This is a genomic window from Bradyrhizobium sp. BR14999 (assembly GCF_056106085.1).
The window spans coordinates 439,550-458,486 of record NZ_CM148536.1 but is presented as its reverse complement, the minus strand read 5'-3'; the positions used below and the strand labels follow the sequence as shown (position 1 = coordinate 458,486).

Below are 18,937 nucleotides of genomic sequence, written 5' to 3'. Positions count from 1 at the left end.
AATCGGTGCGCAACCTATGCGAGAGGGCCGGTGAGTCGCAAGCTCGCCCGCGGCGCATCGCCCGGTCACCACGCCGGGCGGGACGCAATCACTGGCTCGCCCAGACGATCCGCGCGATCCAGGCGACGTCGCTCATCGCGATCGTCCGCTCCGCCCGTGACGCATCGAACGGCTGCAAGTCCAGCGCCTTCGCCGTGCGGCGCTTCAGCGTCGCGACCACCACCTCGCCCGCTTTGGTCTTCACCACCACGCGATCGCCTTTGCGGGTCGGCGTGCCGGGCGAGACCAGGATGATATCGCCGTTGCGATAGGCAGGCTGTAGCGCATCGCCGGAAATCTCCAGCGCAAAGGCGTGCCCGTCCTCGGCGGTGGGAAGCGCGATTTCGGTCCAGCCCTTGCCGGATGGAACGCCGGATTCGTCGAAAGCGCCGCTGGCACCGGCGAGTGCGAAGCTGAGCAGCGGCACCGAGCGATCGTCGCCGGCGTCCTCGTCGATCAGCCTCGCAAAGCTGTCGATCGAGGAGCCGGCTGCGGCCAGCGCCTTCGCGATCGATTCGGTCGAGGGCCAGCGCTCGCGGCCGTCGGAGGTGACGCGCTTGGACTTGTTGAAGGTGGTGGGATCGAGCCCGGCGCGCTTGGCAAGGCCGGACGGCGACAGCCCGGCGCGCGCGGCCAGCCGATCCAGCGCGCCCCAGATCTGGTCGTGAGTCAGCATCCTCTGCGCTTTGGCTTGTTTGACCATGGAAGGTCCAGCCCGTCGCAACTCAGGAAAACTGTCCTCAAATCAACCGGTTTTCCGCTTTCCGTGCAAGAGGCGGCGGGGGAAAGCGTTTTCAAGCGAAGTGGGTACCCGGTTCGCGTCAAGAAAACGCGTCAAAACAGGAATCTAGAGTCCCATTCCGATTTCATCGGAGCGGAAAAGGCTCTAGGTCTTGAGTTCGGCAGGGGCCGCCTTTACGGTCGCGCCCGGGTTTTAAGGACCCGCGAGAGACGAAAAAACCCAAAAGACTCAAAGAGCAAACAGGGCTGCGTAACCGGTGGTCAAGATCTACAAAATCTGTCCGGCCTCGGCCTGGCGCGAGGCGGAACGGCAGGGTGTCTACCGCGGCAGCGCGGACGATGCGCGCGACGGTTTCATCCATTTCTCGACCGCGGCCCAGGTTCCCGAGACCTTGCGCAAGCACTATGCCGGGCAGCGCGCGCTGTTCCTGGTCGAGGTCGACGGCGATGCGCTCGGCAGCGAATTGCGCTGGGAGCGCTCGCGCAATGACGAGCTGTTTCCGCATCTCTATGGCGAGCTCGATCTCGGCGCGGTGATCGCGGTGATGAACCTCAACATCCGCTCCGACGGTAGCCACGATGTTCCGGAGCTGCTGCCGTGATCCGCGCTTTCGACGCCTTTTCGCTACCGGTGCTGCGCTGGCTCGATCCGGAAGACGCGCATCGCCTCGCGATCCAGGGCCTGCGCTTTTTGCCGCCGGTCAAGCCGCGCGCTGATGATCCCAAGCTCGCGGTGCGCGCCTTCGGGCTCAACTTCCCCAATCCGATCGGCATGGCTGCGGGCTTCGACAAGAGCGCCGAGGTGCCGGATGCGCTGCTGCGGCTCGGCTTCGGCTTCGTCGAGATCGGCTCGGTGACGCCGAAACCCCAGGCCGGCAATCCGCGGCCGCGGCTGTTCCGTCTGGAGCGCGACGAGGCCGTCATCAACCGCATGGGCTTCAACAATGACGGCGCGGACCTCGCCCTGCGCCGGTTAGCTGCGCGCGCGCAGCACGGCGGCATCGTCGGCGTCAATGTCGGCGCCAACAAGGATTCTCCCGATCGCGTCGGCGACTACGTCAAGTTGATCGAGACCTTTGCGCCGGTCGCGAGCTATTTCACCATCAACGTCTCCTCGCCGAACACGCCGGGCCTGCGCAACCTTCAGGAAGGCGCATTGCTCGATGATCTCCTCGCCAGGGTAATCGACGCGCGCGAGCGGGTGCGGCAGAAGGCCGGCGACACGCCGGTGCTGCTCAAGATCGCGCCTGACCTCAGCCTCGCTCAGCTCGACGACGTCGTGCAGGTCGCGCGCGCGCGCCGGGTCGACGGCATGATCGTGTCGAACACGACCATCGCGCGGCCGAGCACGCTGCGCGAGGAAATGCGCGCCAGGGAGCAGGGTGGTCTGTCCGGACGGCCGCTGTTCCGCCTGTCGACGCGGATGGTCGCGGAGACCTATGTGCGCGTCGAGGGCGCATTCCCGCTGATCGGTGTCGGAGGCGTCGATTCCGGCGGGGCCGCGCTGACCAAGATCCGCGCCGGTGCCAGCTTGATCCAGCTCTATTCGTCGCTGGTCTATAAGGGTCTCGGTCTCGTCGACGAGATCAAGCGCGACCTGACGTCGACGCTGCTCCGCACGGGGCGGGATTCGCTCTCCGAGATCGTCGGCGCGGATGCCGCGACGCTCACGGCAGAAGACTGGCCGGGGATGTAAGCGAGCTGCGTAGCCCGGATGGAGCGAAGCGCAATCCGGGATCGGCCCACCTGCACGAAGACCCCGGATTGCGTTGCGCTGCGCTCCATCCGGGCTACGATTCTTCTAGCGCTTGGCGAACGTCGCCCTGAACTGCGCCGGATAGCGCGCGGCCTGCAAGCCGCCGCGCGAGACGTAGGACGCCATCAGCGCGCTCCACAGTCCGGCATTGCCGAACGATTGCAGCGCCCACCAGGTGCCGAGGAAGATTGCGAGCGAGGCCAGCATCAAATTGCGCATCTCGCGCGCCCAGGTCGCGCCGATATAGATGCCATCGAAGCCGAAGGCGAAGACGCCGGGTATGGGTGCGAGCACGACGAACGGCAGGAATTCGCGCGCGGCACGGCGGACGTTGTCACTCGCGGTCATGAAATCGATCAAGGCCGGCCCGAACAGCGCGAACAGCACCGCGACGACGACTGCAAAGCCGAGCCCCCACAGCAGCACCAGCCGGGTCGAATCGGCAAATCCTTTTGCATCGCGTGCGCCAAGGGTGCGGCCGCAGAGCTGCTGGGCCGCGTTGGCGAGACCGTCGAGGAAGAAGGCGCTGACCAGCAGGAAATTGTTGAGCACGGAGTTGGCGGCGAGCGTCACGTCGCCGGCCTGTGCCCCCTTGGCGGTGAAGAACAGGAACGCGGCGATCAGTGCCGCGGTGCGGATCAGGATGTCGGAATTCACCGCCAGCATCCGCAACAGCTTCTCGCGGTCGAGCAGAGTAGCGTACGGCACGGCGAAGCCGCCGTCGGCATAATGGCGGCAGACGATCACGCCGAGCGCGAATCCGACCGCTTCCGACAACAGTGCGGCGATCGCCGCGCCGGCGATGCCTGTGTCGTAGATCAGCACCAGCAGGATCGTCGCCGCCATGTTGACGAGGTTGATGACCACCTGAAGCAACAGCGCTGAATTGGCGCGGGCCTGGCCGATCAGCCAGCCGAGGATGACGTAATTGGCGAGCGCGAACGGCGACGACCAGATCCGGATCTTGAAGTAGGTCTTCGCGGCCCGTGTCACACCCTCGCTGCCGCCCATGAGATCGAACAGCACTGCGGCCAGCGGCAGCTGCAGTAGGATCAGCGCGGCGCCGATCAGGCCAGCAACGATGAAGCCGCGCGCGAGAATCGCGGTCGGCTCGCGCGTGTCACCCGCGCCCAGCGATTGTGCGGTGAAGGCGAGCGTGCTCATGCGCAGGAAGCCGAACAGCCAGAACAGGCAGTCGAAGATCACTGACGCGATCGCGACGCCGCCGAGCAGGGCGGCATCGTCGAGCCGCCCGATCGCCGTGGTCGAGACCACGCCGATCAGCGGCGTGGTGAGGTTCGCGACCATCGCGGGACCGGCGATGGCGAACACCTGGCGGGAGCCTATCCTGGGATGAACGGGCGCGTGCATGTCAGAACACGAGCACCATGCCGTCTTCGGCGGCGAGATGCTCGACGTCATCCAGGCGCGACAGCATGTCGTCGCTCATATGGGTGAGCACGAGGCGCTTGGCGCCGATCGCGGGCAGATGCTGTTCCAAGGTTTTCAGGCTGAGATGGTTCTTGACCACCTTCTCGTACATGTAGGCTTCCGCAATGAAAAGGTCCGCGCCATTCGCCAGCGGAATGAGCGTGTCCGTCCATTCGGTATCGGCGCTGTAGGCGAGCGTGCGGCCCTCGGCCTCGACGCGATAGGCCAGGAAGGGCCCGCCGGATTCGCCGTGCACGACTGGGTAGGGTGTCACCGTCACCGCGCCAAAACTTTGGCTTTGCTGACGCGCGAGCTCCACGACATTGAGTTCGAAGCGCTGCTTGGTTTTTGAGGAGCGCTCGAACAGAGCCTCCATCACGACACGAAGCCGCATCTCGATGCCTTGCGGGCCCGCAATCGTCAGCGGCCGCGTCCGCCGTGAGAATTGCGCGTCGAGCAGGAAGAATGGCAGCCCGGCGAAATGGTCGCCGTGGAAATGCGTGATGAGGATGAGGTCGATGTCGTTGCGGTCGATCTCGAGCCGCTTCAGCGCCGGCAGGGCCGACGCGCCGCAATCGATCAGGAAGTTGGCTTCACGCCCCGAGACGTGGAAGCAGGTATTGAGCCTGCCGCCTGAGCCGAAGGCGTCGCCGCAGCCGACAAAGCGTAATTGCATCGGCTGCGGACTCCCTAGAGCACGATCCGGACCCGAAGGGCCGCGTCAGCGCAAAGTGTGAAGCGGTTTTCCGACAAGATCATGCTCAAAAAATAAGTTACCTGCCGCGCGGCGCGCCGAACACGCGCGAGAGCAGCCAGATCGGAATCACGATGACAGCGCCGAGCAGGAAGTAGCGCCACAGCCAGTTCACGGCATCGAAGCCGAGATCCCAGAGACGCTGGAACAACAGGCGAATGCTGTGGATGATATTCCAGGGGTCGAAGCCGATCGCGGCCAGCACGACGCCGACCAGGATCGAGAGCAGGACCAGGCGAAACGCGACCGCCAGCGGCGTGCCGCCGAGAAAGCGGTTCAGGCCATCGCTGCGGCCGGCCGGCAAATCTCTGACGTCGTGGGCCATCACAAACTCCTTGGGCGGATTCGACCCCATTATAGGGCACGGCGGGGCACATGGGGAACCCGCGACGGTGCGTCAATCGGGTTACGGGAGTTTAATTCGGGCAGTGCGAGCCGCGGGCTCCCTTACCTCTCCCGCTCGCGGGAGAGGTCGCGCCCCGGGCGATGCGAAGCATCGTCCCGCGCGCGGGTGAGGGCTCTGTCCTCTTGGGGAATCCCAATGCGGAGAAACCCTCACCCCAACCCTCTCCCGCAGGCGGGAGAGGCAGCGCACCGCCTTCGTAGCGGCAATCGAGCGTCATTCTTCACGCCTCAATCTCCGCTGGTTCCGCCTTCAACATCCTCGCCAACGTTTCCAGCCGGTCGGCCTCGCGCGGCGGCTTGTCCCAGCGCAGGCGGCTGATGCGGGGAAAGCGCATGGCGACGCCGGATTTGTGCCGCGGTGAGCGCTGGAGGCCCTCAAAGGCGACCTCCAGCACCAGTCCCTTGTCCGGCTCGTGCACGACATGGCGGACGGGGCCGAACTTCTCCGTGGTGTTGCGGCGGACGAAGCGGTCGATTTGCAACAGCTCCTCGTCGGTGAAGCCGAAATAGGCTTTTCCGACGGGCACCAGCTCGTCGCCGCCATCGCCCTCGGTCCAGACGCCAAACGTGTAGTCGGAATAATAGGACGAGCGCTTGCCGTGACCGCGCTGCGCATACATCAGCACGGCGTCGATGATGTGCGGATCGCGCTTCCACTTCCACCATTGGCCCTTCGGCCGCCCCGGAAGATAAGGCGCATCGCGCCGCTTCAGCATCACGCCCTCGACCGCGTCCGCATCCCCGCCGGCGCCGGCACTGGCAGGATCGGCGCGCGCGGCGGTCAGCGCCTCCCAGCTTGCGAACGGGACGGTGGGCGACAGATCGATGCGGGGATCGCCAAGCTTTGCGACGAAGATCTCCAGCCGCTCGCGCCGCTCCGCGAACGGCAGCTCGCGCAGATCGTTCTCGTCGTCGCCGAGCAAATCGTAGGCGCGCAAGTGGATCGGAAATTCCTTGATCAGCTTTGGCGAGACGACCTTGCGGTTCAGCCGCTGCTGCAGGACGTTGAAACTCTGCACGCGGCCCTCGCGCAGGATCAGCAGCTCGCCGTCGATCGCGCCGGGCAGGTGCAGCGAGGGGACGAGGTCGGGAAAGCTGCCTGTGATGTCCTCACCGGAGCGCGAATAGAGTCGCGTCGTGATGTGGCCGCGATCATCACGTCCTGCGACGGCTTGCACCCGGATGCCGTCCCATTTCCATTCGGCGATGTAGTCAGCGGGATCGAGTGCAGCGAAATCCATGTCCTCGATTGCGTGCGCCAGCATCACCGGGCGGAACGGCGCGGGATCGCGATTGACCGGCTTTTCGCCGCGGCCTTCCAACCACGCGAACAGGTCGAGATATGGCGGTGCGAGGCCCGGCCAGATCAGCTCGATCTCATGCGGGTCCTTGTCGCCGAGCGCGGCGGCCGCGGTCTTGGCGAGCCGCGCGGAGATGCCGATACGAAGCGCGCCGGTGACGAGCTTCAGCAGCGCCCAGCGGCCGGTCTCATCGAGCTCGTCCAGCCAGCGCTCGAGCTGCTTCGGTAGCTCGATCTTGCCGAGCGTGCGCAGCGTGGTGACGACTTCGGTCAGGGTCGGAGGCGGCGGGTTGTTGTGAGCGGTCATCGCCGCCTTCGGCCACATCAGCGCCACCGTTTCCGAGAGATCGCCGACATAATCGTATGACAACCCGAACAGCACCGGATCAGTGCGTGCCGCGATGAGATCGCGGATCAGGGCAGGCTTGGCGTGCTTGAAGCTGAGCGCGCCGGTGAGTGCGGCCAGTGCATAGCCACGATCGGGATCGCCGACTTCGCGAAAATAGCCGGTGATCAGCCGCAGCTTGTTGTTGCGGCCGGGCTCGTAGGCGAGACGGTCCAGAAGCTCGGCGAAGCGGTTCATGCTTCGGCCCCGTCTTGAATTGGCGTCTCGCTCTCCTCCTCATCGCCATAGCCGACGAGATCGAGCGGCCGCGCTTTCAGGCCTTTGCTCTGACACCAATGCACCAGCGCGTCTTCCTGGCCGTGGGTGACCCAGATCTCGCCGGCGCCGGTCGCGGCGATGGTGGCGGTGAGGCCGTCCCAATCGGCGTGGTCGGAGATCACCAGCGGCAGCTCGATACCGCGTTGTCGCGCGCGAGCGCGCACGCGCATCCACCCGGATGCGAACGCGGTGACGGGATCGGGAAAGCGACGTGTCCAGAGATCGGATGTCGCCGACGGCGGTGCCAGCGTGATGGTGCCGGCGAGCGCCGCCTTCTTCACGCCTTTCGCCGGCTTGAGCTCGCCGAGCTCGATGCCGCGGCTCTGATAGTAATGCGTGATCGTCTCCATCGCGCCATGGAGGTAGATCGGCGCGTCGTAGCCGGCCTGGCGCAGCAGCGCGATCACGCGCTGCGCCTTACCGAGCGAATAGGCGCCGACAAGATGCGCGCGCTCCGGAAACAGCGCGACCGAGGCCAGCAGCTTCTTGACCTCGTCGGCGGCATCGCCATGGCGGAACACCGGCAGCCCAAAGGTGGCCTCGGTGATGAAGACGTCGCAGGGCACGAGCTCGAACGGGGTGCAGGTCGGATCGGGCGCGTCCTTGTAGTCGCCGGACGCAACGATGCAGGTGTCCTTGCAGGTCACGGCGATCTGCGCCGAGCCCAGGACGTGTCCAGCCGGGCGAAATTTGACGATGACGTCGCCGAGCCGGATTTCCTCGCCATAGCGGATCGCTTGCGTCGAGCCGGCAAAATTCTCGCCATAGCGCAGCCGCATCATGTTCAGCGTTTCCTGCGTCGCCAGCACCGCGCCATGGCCTGCGCGGGCATGATCGGAATGGCCGTGGGTGATCACGGCCCGCTCGACCGGGCGCACAGGGTCGATATGGAAGCCGCCGGGCTTGCAGCACAGGCCGGCAGCAACTGGCAGCAGGATGTCTTGCGGGCGCATGGTGGTGATATAGGGACCGGTGCCCTGATATTCATCCGTCATGCGCGGGCTTGACCCACGCATCCATCCACTTAAACAGTGCTTTTTTTGATCGATTGCCGGTGACCCGGCACGATAAGTGTTGGTTCCCTATGCCCCTGCGCCTGTTTCTGACCTCCGGCGATCTCATGGCCGACCGTCGCTTCGAGTTCGCGCGCGACCTCCAGCTCAAGGGCGATCTGCCGGCGGCCGCGAACCTCCTGGAGCAGGCGATCGAGCTTGCGCCTGATTTCACCTCGGCCTGGTTCGCGCTTGGCGAAATCCGGCAGCAGCTCGGCGAACGCGACAAGGCCATCGCGGCGTTTCGAGAAGCGCGCCGATCAGATCCGGGGGATCAGCACGGCGCCGGCCTGCATCTGGTGCGGCTCGGCGAGGCAGAGATCGCGGAGATGCCGAAGGCCTATGTGCAGGCGCTGTTCGATCAATATGCACCACGCTTCGAGCACACGCTGATCAACGATCTCGGCTATCGCGCCCCGAGCCTGATCTTCAAGGCGGTGCTGGCCTCACGCGTCGCCGCCAAGAAGCCCGCCTTCTTCAAGCGCACCATCGATCTCGGCTGCGGCACCGGGCTCGCGGCCGCCGCCTTCGCCAAGCAGGTCGATCATTTCACCGGCATCGATCTGTCGCCCGGCATGATCAAGCAGGCGCGCGCCACCAACCTCTATGCCGAGCTCGAAGTCGCCGACATGATCGAAGGCCTGCGCGGCAAGAGTGATGCGAGTGCGAACCTCGTCGTCGCCGCGGATGCCTTTGTCTATCTCTCCGATCTCGCGCCGGTGCTCACCGAGATAAAGCGCGTACTCGCGCCCGGCGGCGTGCTCGCCTTCACGCTGGAGACGCATGGCGGCAGTGGCATCGTCCTCGGCGAAGGCCTGCGCTATGCCCACTCCGCGGAATATGCGCGCGGCGCCATCGCGAAGGCCGGGCTCAAACTTCTCACGCTGGAGTCGGCCTCGCCGCGCAACGAAAACAACGAGCCGGTACGCGGCCTCGTCGTGGTTGCTGAGAAAACTTGAGTCTAGGCGCTAGCCAACCTGTAATTTGAGCGTCATTGCGTCGCAAAGCTGCGACTTCCCACTTGCGAGCCATGCTGCGATGCCAGCACAATGCGCGCACCAGGGAGAAAATAATAATGACCAAGAATCCATCGCGGCGCGATTTCAGCGCCGCCGCGCTCGCCACCATCGCCGCATCCACCTTGCCCGCGCCATATGTCTGGGCCGCGGAGAAGAAATACGATGCGGGCGCCAGCGACACCGAGATCAAGATCGGCCAGACCGTGCCGCATTCCGGCCCCGGCTCGCTCTATGGCGTGCTCGGCCGCATCGGTGAAGCCTATTTCCAGATGCTGAACGAGAAGGGCGGCATCAATGGGCGCAAGATCAAGTTTCTTACCATGGACGACGCCTACAGCGCGCCGAAATGCGTCGAGGCGACGCGGCGCCTGGTCGAGCAGGAGGAGGTGCTGGCGCTGTACGGCTCGCTCGGCACCGCGCCGCAGACGGCCGTGCACAAATACCTGAACTCCAAGGGAGTGCCGCAGCTGCTGCTCAACACCGGCGCGTCGAAGTGGAATAACCCGAAAGAGTTCAAATGGACGATGGCGGGCCTGCCGCTCTATCCGACCGAGGCGCGCATTCTCGCGCGGCACGTCGTCAGCGTGAAGCCGAACGCCAAGATCGGCATCCTCTACCAGAACGACGATTTCGGCCGCGACTTCCTCGGTCCGTTCAAGAAGGTGCTGACTGACGCCGGCGGCACCGCGCAGGTGATCATGGAGCAGACCTACGATCTCACCGAGCCGACCGTCGATTCCCAGCTCATCAACCTCTCGAAATCGGGCGCGGATGTCTTCTACAACATCTCCACCGGCAAGGCGTCATCGCAGTCGATCCGGAAAGTGGCCGAGCTCGGCTGGAAGCCGCTGCAACTGCTGTCTGCCGGTTCGACCGGCCGCTCCATCCTCAGCGCCGCGGGCCTGGAGAACGCCACCGGCATCGTCGCCATCCGCTACAACAAGGAAGTCGGCCTGCCCAAATGGGAGAAGGATCCGGACGTGATGGCGTTCGAGGAGCTGCGCAAGAAGTACACGCCGGCGATCGATCCCGATAACACCATTGCCTTCGCCGGCTACGGCCAGGCCGTCACCATGGGCGAGATCCTGCGCCGCTGCGGCGACGATCTCACCCGCGCCAACGTGCTGAAGCAGGCATCAAACCTCAGCGGTTTCCACTCGCCCTATTTCCTCGACGGCGTCACCTACAGCTACACGCCCGCGGATTACACGCCGATGAAGACGCTGTTCATCTCGACGTTCACCGGCAAGGACTGGGACATCTCCGACAAGCCGATGTCGGAGTGAGGAGCCCCGCTGCCTCTTCCCCTCTCCCCGCTTGCGGGGAGAGGGTAGGGTGAGGGGGAGCCTCCGCGGGGACGGAGGCAGTTGGACTCGCGGAGGCTCCCCCTCACCCGGAATTCGCGCTGACGCGCAAATTCCGGCCTCTCCCCGCAAGCGGGGAGAGGCGAAGAGCCCACCCCTCGACGAACCCACCGCCACGGCTTACCTCTTATGCCGTGCCGCCCCGCATCCTCAAATCCCCGGCCGAGACGCCTGCGCTGCTGCCCGACCGCTTCAATGCGTGGTTCGCGGCCCGCGGCTGGTCGCCGCGCGCGCATCAATTGGCGCTGTTGGAGAAGGCGCGCGAGGATCGCTCGGCGCTCTTGATCGCGCCCACCGGTGCCGGCAAGACGCTGGCGGGATTCTTGCCGACGCTGGTGGAGCTGTCTTCTGAAGCAGCTCAGCGGGAGACTGGCGCGAAGAAAACCCTCGTCTCCACCGGCCATAGCTTGCAGCGCACCGGCGGCCTGCACACGCTCTACATCTCGCCGCTGAAAGCGCTCGCCGTCGACATCGCGCGCAACCTGGAGCGGCCGGTCGCCGAGATGGCGCTGCCGATCAAGGTCGAGACCCGCACCGGCGACACGCCGGTGTCGCGGCGGCAGCGGCAGCGGCGCTATCCGCCGGACGTCCTGCTGACCACGCCCGAGCAGCTCGCGCTGCTGCTGTCCTCCGACGACGCCCCGTTCCTGTTCTCATCGCTCACGCGCATCGTGCTCGACGAGCTGCACGCGCTGGTGACATCCAAGCGCGGCGATCTGCTGTCGCTCGGGCTGGCGCGGCTGTGGCGCCTCGCGCCGCAGCTGCGCGCGATCGGCCTGTCGGCGACGGTGGCCGAGCCGGATCAGCTCGCGCGTTTCCTGGTGCCGCAGCCCGAAGGCAGGCAAGCTGCCGCGGACATCGTCATCGCGGGCGGCGCCGCGCCGCCTGAGGTCGAGATGCTCGACACCCGCGAAAGCCTGCCCTGGGCCGGCCACAGCGCACGCCATGCGCTCCCTGAAATCTACGAGCTGATCAAGGCGAACAAGACCACGCTGGTCTTCGTCAACACCCGCAGCCAGGCCGAGATGCTGTTCCAGAATCTCTGGAGCATGAACGACGACGGCCTCGCCATCGCCCTGCATCACGGCTCGCTCGATGTCGCCCAACGCCGCAAGGTCGAGGACGCGATGTCGGCGGGCAGACTGCGCGGCGTAGTCTGCACCTCCTCGCTCGACCTCGGCGTCGACTGGGGCGATGTCGATCTCGTCGTCAATATCGGCGCGCCCAAGGGATCCTCGCGCCTGATGCAGCGCATCGGCCGCGCCAATCACCGGCTCGATGAAGCCTCGCGCGCCGTGCTGGTGCCGGCCAATCGCTTCGAGGTGCTGGAGTGCCGCGTCGCCATCGATGCCATCGCCGAGAATGCGCAGGACACGCCGCCGCTGCGTACTGGCGCGCTCGACGTGCTGGCTCAGCACGTGCTCGGCTGCGCCTGCGGCGAGCCCTTTCTCTCGGACGAGCTCTACGAGGAGGTCCGCACCGCCGCGCCCTACGCAAACCTGTCGCGCCAGGACTTTGACGACGTCGTCGATTTCGTCGCCTCCGGCGGCTACGCGCTGAAGACCTATGAGCGCTTCGCCCGCATCAAGCAGGACAAGGAGGGCCGCTGGCGCGTCGCGAACCCGAAAGTGCGGCAGAGCTACCGCATGAATGTCGGCACCATCGTCGAGGACGACATGCTGAAGGTGCGCCTGGTGCGCTCCCGCGGCGGCCAAGGAAAAGCAGGCGGTTCGACCGGGGTGATCGCGCGCGGCGGCCGGCTGCTCGGCGAGATCGAGGAGGCCTTCATCGAGGGCTTGAGCCCCGGCGACACCTTCGTGTTCAGCGGCGAGGTGGTGCGCTACGAGACCCTGGTCGAGGATCAGGTCTATGTCTCGCGCGCGCATGACAGGGACCCGAAGGTGCCGTCTTACATGGGCGGCAAATTCCCGCTCTCGACCTATCTCGCCGAGCGCGTGCGCCGGCTGCTCGATGATTTCAGCGCATGGGGTGGCTTGCCGGAGCAGGTGCGCGACTGGCTGTCGCTGCAAAAGGACGTCTCTCGCGTGCCGGCGGTGCGCGAGCTCCTGGTCGAGAGCTTTCCGCGCGCCAACAAGCATTATCTCGTCTGCTATCCCTTCGAAGGCCGTCTCGCGCACCAGACCCTCGGCATGCTGCTGACGCGTCGCCTCGAGCGTGCCCGCGCCCGGCCGCTCGGCTTCGTCGCCAACGAATATGCCGTGGCGATCTGGGGGCTTGGCGATCTCTCCTTCATGATCCGCGACGGCCGGATCGATCTCGACGCGCTGTTTGATCCTGATATGCTCGGCGACGATCTCGAAGCCTGGCTCGCCGAGTCCGCTCTCATGAAGCGCACCTTCCGCAATTGCGCGATCATCTCCGGCCTGATCGCGCGGCGGCATACCGGCGAAGAGAAAAGCCGCCGCCAGGTGCTGTTCTCGACCGATCTCGTCTACGACGTCCTGCGCAAGCACCAGGCCGATCACGTGCTCTTGCGCGCCGCGCGCGCCGATGCCGCCACCGGCCTGCTCGACCTGCGCCGCCTCAGTGACATGCTGATGCGCATCCAGGGCCGCATCACCCATCGGGAACTCGACCACGTCTCCCCGCTCGCCGTCCCCGTGATGCTGGAAATCGGCCGCGAGTCAGTTTATGGCGAAGCTGCAGACGAGCTGTTGGCGGAAGCCGCCAATGAGCTGGTCAAAGAGGCGATGGGATAGAAAATTTTGCCAGTGAGGCGCGCTGATCCATCCACATCGTCATGCCCGCGCTTGACCCGGGCATCCACGTCTTTGTCTCTGCGGCAAGAACGTGGATGGCCGGGACAGGCCCGGCCATGACGGAGCACGTGGCATTTTCGGTGACGACGACGCGCAGCGTCGATGTCACCGGCGTGTCGTTTCACGCCGACCTCTCCGGCGCGCTGTTCTGGGAGGAGCAGCGCCTGCTCGTTGTTTCAGATCTGCATCTGGAAAAAGGCTCCAGCTTCGCCACCCGCGGCGTGCTGCTGCCGCCTTACGATACGCTGGCGACGCTCAGCCGTCTCGCTGCTGTCATCTCCCGCCACAATCCGAGTATCATCATCGCGCTCGGCGACAGTTTTCACGACCGCACCGCGCATGAGCGCCTCTCCGCAGAGGATCGCGATGCCGTCGCCGCACTCCAGGCCGGTCGCGACTGGATCTGGATCTCCGGCAATCACGATCCGATGCTGCCGCGCGATCTCGGCGGCACCGTCGCCGACGAAGTCGCGATCGGCCCGATCACCTTCCGCCACGAGCCGACCGGCGCAAGCGGCGAGATCGCCGGCCATCTGCATCCCAAGGCCCGCGTCTCCGCGCGCGGCCGCTCGATGGAGCGCCGCTGCTTCGCCAGTGATGGGATGCGCGCCGTGATGCCGGCCTTCGGCGCCTATGCCGGCGGCCTCAGCATCCGCGATGAAGCGTTCGCGAAAATCTTTCCGACCAACGGCTTTGTCGCCCATCTGCTCGGCGACCGCCGCGTCCACGCGATTGCCGCGTCGCGCTGTTATTGAAGAGCGTGCTTTGTAGGGTGGGTTAGCCCTGCAGATGCGCGTAGCGCATCTGCTCGGCGTAACCCACCTCTTTTGCATCCGTTGAGACAGACAGTGGTGGGTTACGCCTTCGGCTAACCCACCCCACGCATCCCGCAAGTTCACGCCGCCTTCGCCTGCACATCATCGCAAAACTCGGCGAGCCGATCGGCCAGCCGCAGCGTCGCGGGTGTGGCGCCCGGTGCGGCCATCAATGCCACCTCGGTGCGGTTGATCGGCGCAAAGCCGTCCTTGGCGGTCAGCACGCGGTGGTCGGACTGGATGGCCATCTCCGACAGGATGCTCAGTCCCATGCCGGCGGCGACCGCGGCCTGGATGCCGGCGAGACTGGATGACGTGTAAGCGGTGTGCCAGGCGCGGCCCGCGCTTTCCAGCGCGTGGATGGCGCCGGCGCGATAGATGCAGCCGAGCGGAAACCCGATCAGCGGCACCGACGACACGTCGACGTCGACCGGATGGCTCTTGCTGGTGACCCAGTGCACCCGTTCGGGCCATACCGCGATGGCGTCCTTCGCGCCGGCCTCGCGCTTGTAGAGCGCAAGATCGAGCTCACCGCGTTCGAGATCACGGGCCAGATGCTTGCTCTGGTCGGCGCGCACGTCGAGCCGCAGGCGCGGATGCGAGCGCGAGAACGCACCCAGCAGTTTCGCCAATCGGTATGCGGCAAAATCCTCGGGAATGCCGAGCCGGATCGCGCCTTCGCCGTCGGGCTGGCGCAGCACATCGCGCGCCTCCTCGGCGAGCGAGAGCAGCCGCCGCGCATAGAACAGCAGCCGCTCGCCGGCTTCGGTCGGGCGCACGTCCTTGCCGTCGCGGTGCAGCAGCACCTGGCCGACATCCTCCTCCAGCCGCTTGATCTGCTGGCTCACGGTCGATTGCGTGCGATGGACGCGCTCGCCGGCGCGGGTGAAGCCGCCGGCCTCGACCACCGAGACGAAGCTGCGCAGCAGCTCGAGATCGAGCATGGCCGCCTCCATTCACAAATCCACTGGAGAGAAGTTAATCATTTAATTTCCAAATGACAAGCCGCGTTCCTAGATCGAGGGCTCCAGGAGAATGCCCTCATGTCGCTCGCCCCGTCGATTGCCGTCCCCCGCAGCCGTTTCAATCCGCTGCCGCTCACTATCGGCCTGTTCTGCCTGCTCTGGAGCTACGCCTTCGTCGCCGGCAAGATCGGCGTCACCTATTGCCCGCCATTGATCCTGCTCGCCGCGCGCTTTTCGCTTGCCGGCGTTCTGATCCTGTGCGCGACCTGGATCCGCGGCGATGGCTGGTCGCTGTCCTGGCGCGACGCCGCGATCTTCGCCGTGCTCGGCATCGCCAACAACGCACTCTATCTCGGGCTCGGCTATACCGGCCTGCAATCGGTCTCCGCCGGCCTCGGCGGGCTGATCGTCTCGGCCAATCCGGTGTTCACGGCTGCGCTCGCCGCGCTGCTGCTTGGCGAAGGCATGACCTGGCGCAAGGCGGCGGGCCTGCTGCTCGGCGTCATCGGTGTCACCTTCATCGTCTGGCACCGTCTGTCGGTGGGCACCGACAGCCTGCACGGCATTCTGTTCACGCTGGCTTCGCTGGCCTCGATCGTTGCCGGCACGATCCTGTTCAAGCTGCTTGCGCCGAAGGGCTCGTTGTGGATCGGCAACGGCATCCAGAATATCGCCGCCGGTATCGTGCTGGCGCCGATCGCGCTCACTTTCGCCGATGTTCACGCGATCGTGCTCACCCCGAGCCTGATCGGCGCCTTTGCCTTCCTCGTGCTCGGCGGTTCGATCCTCGCCTACCTGCTCTGGTTTCATCTCCTGAAAGTGTGCGGAGCGACGGCGGCAAGCAGCTATCATTTCCTGATGCCGCCGCTCGGCATGCTGTTCGCCTTCATCGTGCTCGGCGAACACGTCGAGGCCCGCGATTTGCTCGGGATCATTCCAGTCGCGCTCGGCATTTATCTGGTGACGCGGCCGGCAAAGCCCGTGTCGTAACAGGAGTTCATCATGCCCGTTTCCATCACCCTGATCGGCGGCCCCACGGCGCTGATCGAGATCGACGGCTTTCGCCTGCTCACCGACCCGACCTTCGATGCGCCCGGCAGCTATCAGCTGCCGCACGTGAAGCTGGAAAAGACCGTCGGGCCGGCGCTGAGGCCCGACGCGATCGGCCCGATCGATGCCGTGCTGCTCAGCCACGATCAGCATTCGGACAATCTGGACAATTCCGGCCGGGAGTTTCTCGGTAAGGTCAAGCGCGTGCTGACGACCGAAGCCGGCGCCAAGCGCCTCGGCGGCCATGTCGAGGGCCTTGCGCCCTGGAGCGCCGCGCATCTGAGGGACGGCGACGGGAATGCGCTGACGATCACCGCAACGCCCGCGCGCCACGGCCCGGCCGGCATCGAGCCGCTGTCGGGTGATGTCATCGGTTTCGTGGTGTCGTCGAGCCGGAAGGACACGCGTCCGGTCTATATCAGCGGCGACACCACCTGGTTCGACGGCGTCGCCGAAGTCGCGCGCCGCTTCAAATGCGGGGTGGTGCTGCCCTTCGCGGGCGCGGCGCAAACGCGCGGGCCGTTTCATCTCACCATGGACACCAACGATACCATCGAGACCGCGCGTGCCTTTCCCGATGCGATGATCGTGCCGGTGCACACCGAAGGCTGGGCGCATTTCCGCCAGAACAGCGAGGATCTGCGCAAGACCTTCGACATGCTCGGCTTCGGGACGCGGCTACGCCTGCTGGAGCCAGGCGTGCCGACGGTGATCGAGGCGCCGTGATTTCGTTACGTCGTCATTGCGAGGAGCCCTTGCGACGAAGCAATCCAGAATCCCTCCGCGGCGGCAGTCTGGATTGCTTCGCTTCGCTCGCAATGACGGAGTATGCCCCTCAATCCTTCCGGAACACGATCGACGCCATCCATCCCGTCATCAGCGCCATCGCCGCGGTGGCGAGGCCGTAGATCAGCCCGTTCTGCCGCGCGGTGGTGGCGACGAACTGCTCGAAGCCGACCTTGACGATCTCGAAGGCGGTCTCGGTCTTGCCGATGAACGCGCCGTTCGCAAACAGCTTGATCTCCACCTCATAGGTGCCGATCGGCACCTCCGCCGGCAGTGGAATGCCGGTGCGGAACAGCGTCGGCGTCAGGAACGTCACCGCGCTCGCATCCTCGCGATAAAGGCCGTGCTGGGTGCGAAGGCGGATGAAGGCGGAGCGGAACGCATCGTTCGGCACCACGTCGGCATAGTCGCCGCTGACGCGCTGGGTCAGCCGCACGTTGTTGAGCCCGATCTGCTGCCGCCGCGCGATCTCGGGCGAGGTGATGGCGTCGAAGGGACGGTTGGCGAACAGCGCCAGATAGCTCGGCACCTGCAGGAACTGCCGGTAGTCGGTGTTGATCCAGATGCCGAAGGTGCGTTCTTTCCGCCGCGTCACCATGTCGGCGCGCGGGCCCATCACGGTGACCACGAGATCGTAAGCCGTGCGGTCGGCCGGCGTCGTCGCATCCTTTTCGACCGAGCCGAACAGCACCAGCTCCTCGCCGGAGTAGTTCGGCGTCACGGTGACGCGGTGGTTGGAGACCGACACGATCAGCCGTTCGGCGCGCGCGGCCGAGCCGAGCAGCAGGACGAGAAGGAGGGCGAGAAGCGCGCGCATCAGGTGCTTACTCCCAGCTCACGGATGGTGAAGAGGTCCTCGGGCCGGATCACCAGCTCGATCGCGAAGCGGACCCCGACCGAGAGGATCAACAGGCCCAACAGCAGCCGCAGCTGCTCGCCGCGGATCTTCTGGCCGGCGCGGGCGCCGAACTGCGCGCCGGTGACGCCGCCGACCATCAGGATCAGCGCCAGCACGGCATCGACGAGGTGATTGGTCACCGCGTGCAGCATGGTCGCAAACAGCATCGTGACCAGGGTGAGGACCATGGAGGTCCCGATCACGGTCGAGGTCGGCACCCGCAACAGATAGATCATGATCGGCACCAGGATGAAGCCGCCGCCGATGCCCATGATGGCGCCGATGAAGCCGATCACGATGCCGACGACCACCACCGGGATCACCGACAGGTAGATCTTGGAGCGCTTGAACCGCATCTTCAGCGGCAGGCCGTGGATCCAGTTGTGGGTGCGGCGCGGCGGCACCGCGCCGCGCCGGGTCCGCATCAACGCGCGCAGGCCTTCGGAGAACATCAGGCTGCCGACGGTGGAGAGCAGCACGACGTAGGAGAGCGCGATCATCAGGTCGAGCTGGCCGAGCGCGCGGAGCTGGGTGAAGGTCCACACGCCCAGCGCCGTGCCGGTCACGCCGCCGCAGAGCAGGACGCTCGCCAGCGCCGGATCGATCGCGCGCCGCCGCCAATAGGACAGTGCGCCGGAAAAGGACGAGGCCGCGATGTGGCTCGTGACGGAGGCAACCGCGACCGCCGGCGTGATGCCGATGAAGATCAGCAGCGGGGTCATCAGGAAGCCGCCGCCGATTCCGAACATGCCGGAGACGAAGCCGACCGCGGCGCCCATGGCGAGCACCAGGAAGACGTTGACCGGAAGATCGGCGATCGGAAGGTAGAGCTGCATTGAACCACGTGCCGGGCGGGACGGATCGACTAACGAGGAATGCTCGCGGGAAGGTCGGAACGATTGCCGCGCCCCTCAATAGCGGAATTCGCCGGCGGGCGGGACCGGGAATTTTGGGCGGGGTGAATGGGTGCGGTGAGAGCGTGATGATAGCCGTGATCGTCGCCGCAACGGAGGTGCGCTCCCTCCCCCGCGTGTGGGGGAGGGTTGGGGAGAGGGTGTCTCCGCAGTGGGACTCCCCCAGAGGATAAAGCCCTCACCCGGCGCGCGGGACGATGCTTC

At 65.8% G+C, this 18,937-nt stretch carries 17 protein-coding genes; 8 read left to right on the top strand and 9 right to left on the bottom strand.

Annotation, left to right across the window (positions count from 1 at the left end; translation table 11 throughout):
* Positions 1–88: 88 nt before the first annotated feature.
* On the bottom strand, positions 89–742 hold the full coding sequence (locus ACR9YP_RS02095) for a S24 family peptidase (protein ID WP_474218909.1): 654 nt from the start codon (positions 740–742) through the stop codon (positions 89–91).
* Positions 743–1,037: 295 nt separating this feature from the next.
* Here ACR9YP_RS02095 and ACR9YP_RS02090 point away from each other — a divergent pair, with 295 nt between their 5' ends.
* Both ACR9YP_RS02090 and ACR9YP_RS02085 read left to right on the top strand, forming a co-directional pair.
* Positions 1,038–1,382, top strand: a complete 345-nt coding sequence (locus tag ACR9YP_RS02090) for a DUF952 domain-containing protein (protein ID WP_128936849.1) — start codon at positions 1,038–1,040, stop codon at positions 1,380–1,382.
* A complete protein-coding gene (locus ACR9YP_RS02085) occupies positions 1,379–2,476 on the top strand; it encodes a quinone-dependent dihydroorotate dehydrogenase (protein ID WP_474218907.1) in 1,098 nt (365 codons plus the stop codon). The genes ACR9YP_RS02090 and ACR9YP_RS02085 overlap by 4 nt, the downstream gene beginning before the upstream one ends.
* 105 nt (positions 2,477–2,581) lie before the next feature.
* Here the strand turns inward: ACR9YP_RS02085 and ACR9YP_RS02080 are convergent, their stop codons facing one another.
* The 5 genes from ACR9YP_RS02080 to ACR9YP_RS02060 all read right to left on the bottom strand — a co-directional run bounded on the left by ACR9YP_RS02080 (position 2,582) and on the right by ACR9YP_RS02060 (position 8,043).
* Complete coding sequence (locus tag ACR9YP_RS02080; protein ID WP_474218905.1) at positions 2,582–3,907, bottom strand: MATE family efflux transporter; 1,326 nt, start codon at positions 3,905–3,907, stop codon at positions 2,582–2,584.
* A 1-nt stretch (position 3,908) separates the two neighbouring features.
* Complete coding sequence (locus ACR9YP_RS02075; RefSeq protein WP_474218904.1) at positions 3,909–4,643, bottom strand: MBL fold metallo-hydrolase; 735 nt, start codon at positions 4,641–4,643, stop codon at positions 3,909–3,911.
* A gap of 97 nt (positions 4,644–4,740) precedes the next feature.
* Entirely contained in the window at positions 4,741–5,046 is a 306-nt protein-coding gene (locus ACR9YP_RS02070) for a DUF6460 domain-containing protein (protein ID WP_091885415.1), read from the bottom strand.
* Between the two features lie 301 nt (positions 5,047–5,347).
* On the bottom strand, positions 5,348–7,009 hold the full coding sequence (locus ACR9YP_RS02065) for an ATP-dependent DNA ligase (RefSeq protein WP_474218902.1): 1,662 nt from the start codon (positions 7,007–7,009) through the stop codon (positions 5,348–5,350).
* Positions 7,006–8,043: a ligase-associated DNA damage response exonuclease gene (locus tag ACR9YP_RS02060; protein WP_474220993.1), complete on the bottom strand. Its 1,038-nt coding sequence runs from the start codon at positions 8,041–8,043 to the stop codon at positions 7,006–7,008. The genes ACR9YP_RS02065 and ACR9YP_RS02060 overlap by 4 nt, the downstream gene beginning before the upstream one ends.
* 131 nt (positions 8,044–8,174) lie before the next feature.
* On the opposite strand from ACR9YP_RS02060, the gene ACR9YP_RS02055 reads away from it, so the two are divergent.
* The 4 genes from ACR9YP_RS02055 to pdeM all read left to right on the top strand — a co-directional run bounded on the left by ACR9YP_RS02055 (position 8,175) and on the right by pdeM (position 14,060).
* Entirely contained in the window at positions 8,175–9,101 is a 927-nt protein-coding gene (locus ACR9YP_RS02055; protein WP_474218901.1) for a class I SAM-dependent DNA methyltransferase, read from the top strand.
* A gap of 116 nt (positions 9,102–9,217) precedes the next feature.
* On the top strand, positions 9,218–10,447 hold the full coding sequence (locus ACR9YP_RS02050) for an ABC transporter substrate-binding protein (RefSeq protein ID WP_370987793.1): 1,230 nt from the start codon (positions 9,218–9,220) through the stop codon (positions 10,445–10,447).
* Between the two features lie 212 nt (positions 10,448–10,659).
* Positions 10,660–13,245: a ligase-associated DNA damage response DEXH box helicase gene (locus tag ACR9YP_RS02045; protein WP_474218899.1), complete on the top strand. Its 2,586-nt coding sequence runs from the start codon at positions 10,660–10,662 to the stop codon at positions 13,243–13,245.
* A 116-nt stretch (positions 13,246–13,361) separates the two neighbouring features.
* Positions 13,362–14,060 (top strand): ligase-associated DNA damage response endonuclease PdeM, encoded by a 699-nt coding sequence (pdeM, locus tag ACR9YP_RS02040; RefSeq protein WP_474218898.1) that lies wholly within the window; start codon positions 13,362–13,364, stop codon positions 14,058–14,060.
* Between the two features lie 140 nt (positions 14,061–14,200).
* On the opposite strand, the gene ACR9YP_RS02035 is transcribed toward pdeM, so the two are convergent.
* Positions 14,201–15,064, bottom strand: coding sequence for a LysR substrate-binding domain-containing protein (locus tag ACR9YP_RS02035; RefSeq protein ID WP_474218897.1), 864 nt, complete (start codon positions 15,062–15,064; stop codon positions 14,201–14,203).
* A gap of 99 nt (positions 15,065–15,163) precedes the next feature.
* Here ACR9YP_RS02035 and ACR9YP_RS02030 point away from each other — a divergent pair, with 99 nt between their 5' ends.
* Positions 15,164–16,075 carry a DMT family transporter gene (locus tag ACR9YP_RS02030; RefSeq protein ID WP_474218896.1) on the top strand — a complete coding sequence of 304 codons (912 nt, stop codon included), beginning with the start codon at positions 15,164–15,166 and terminating at the stop codon, positions 16,073–16,075.
* A gap of 12 nt (positions 16,076–16,087) precedes the next feature.
* Entirely contained in the window at positions 16,088–16,861 is a 774-nt protein-coding gene (locus ACR9YP_RS02025; RefSeq protein WP_474218895.1) for an MBL fold metallo-hydrolase, read from the top strand.
* 109 nt (positions 16,862–16,970) lie between these two features.
* Here ACR9YP_RS02025 and ACR9YP_RS02020 read toward each other — a convergent pair whose 3' ends face one another.
* The gene (locus ACR9YP_RS02020) at positions 16,971–17,738 is read right to left on the bottom strand and encodes a TIGR02186 family protein (protein WP_474218894.1); all 768 of its coding nucleotides are present in this window, start codon (positions 17,736–17,738) and stop codon (positions 16,971–16,973) included.
* Positions 17,738–18,655 carry a sulfite exporter TauE/SafE family protein gene (locus ACR9YP_RS02015; RefSeq protein ID WP_370987800.1) on the bottom strand — a complete coding sequence of 306 codons (918 nt, stop codon included), beginning with the start codon at positions 18,653–18,655 and terminating at the stop codon, positions 17,738–17,740. Before ACR9YP_RS02015 ends, ACR9YP_RS02020 begins: the two co-directional genes overlap by 1 nt.
* Between the last annotated feature and the right edge of the window lie 282 nt (positions 18,656–18,937).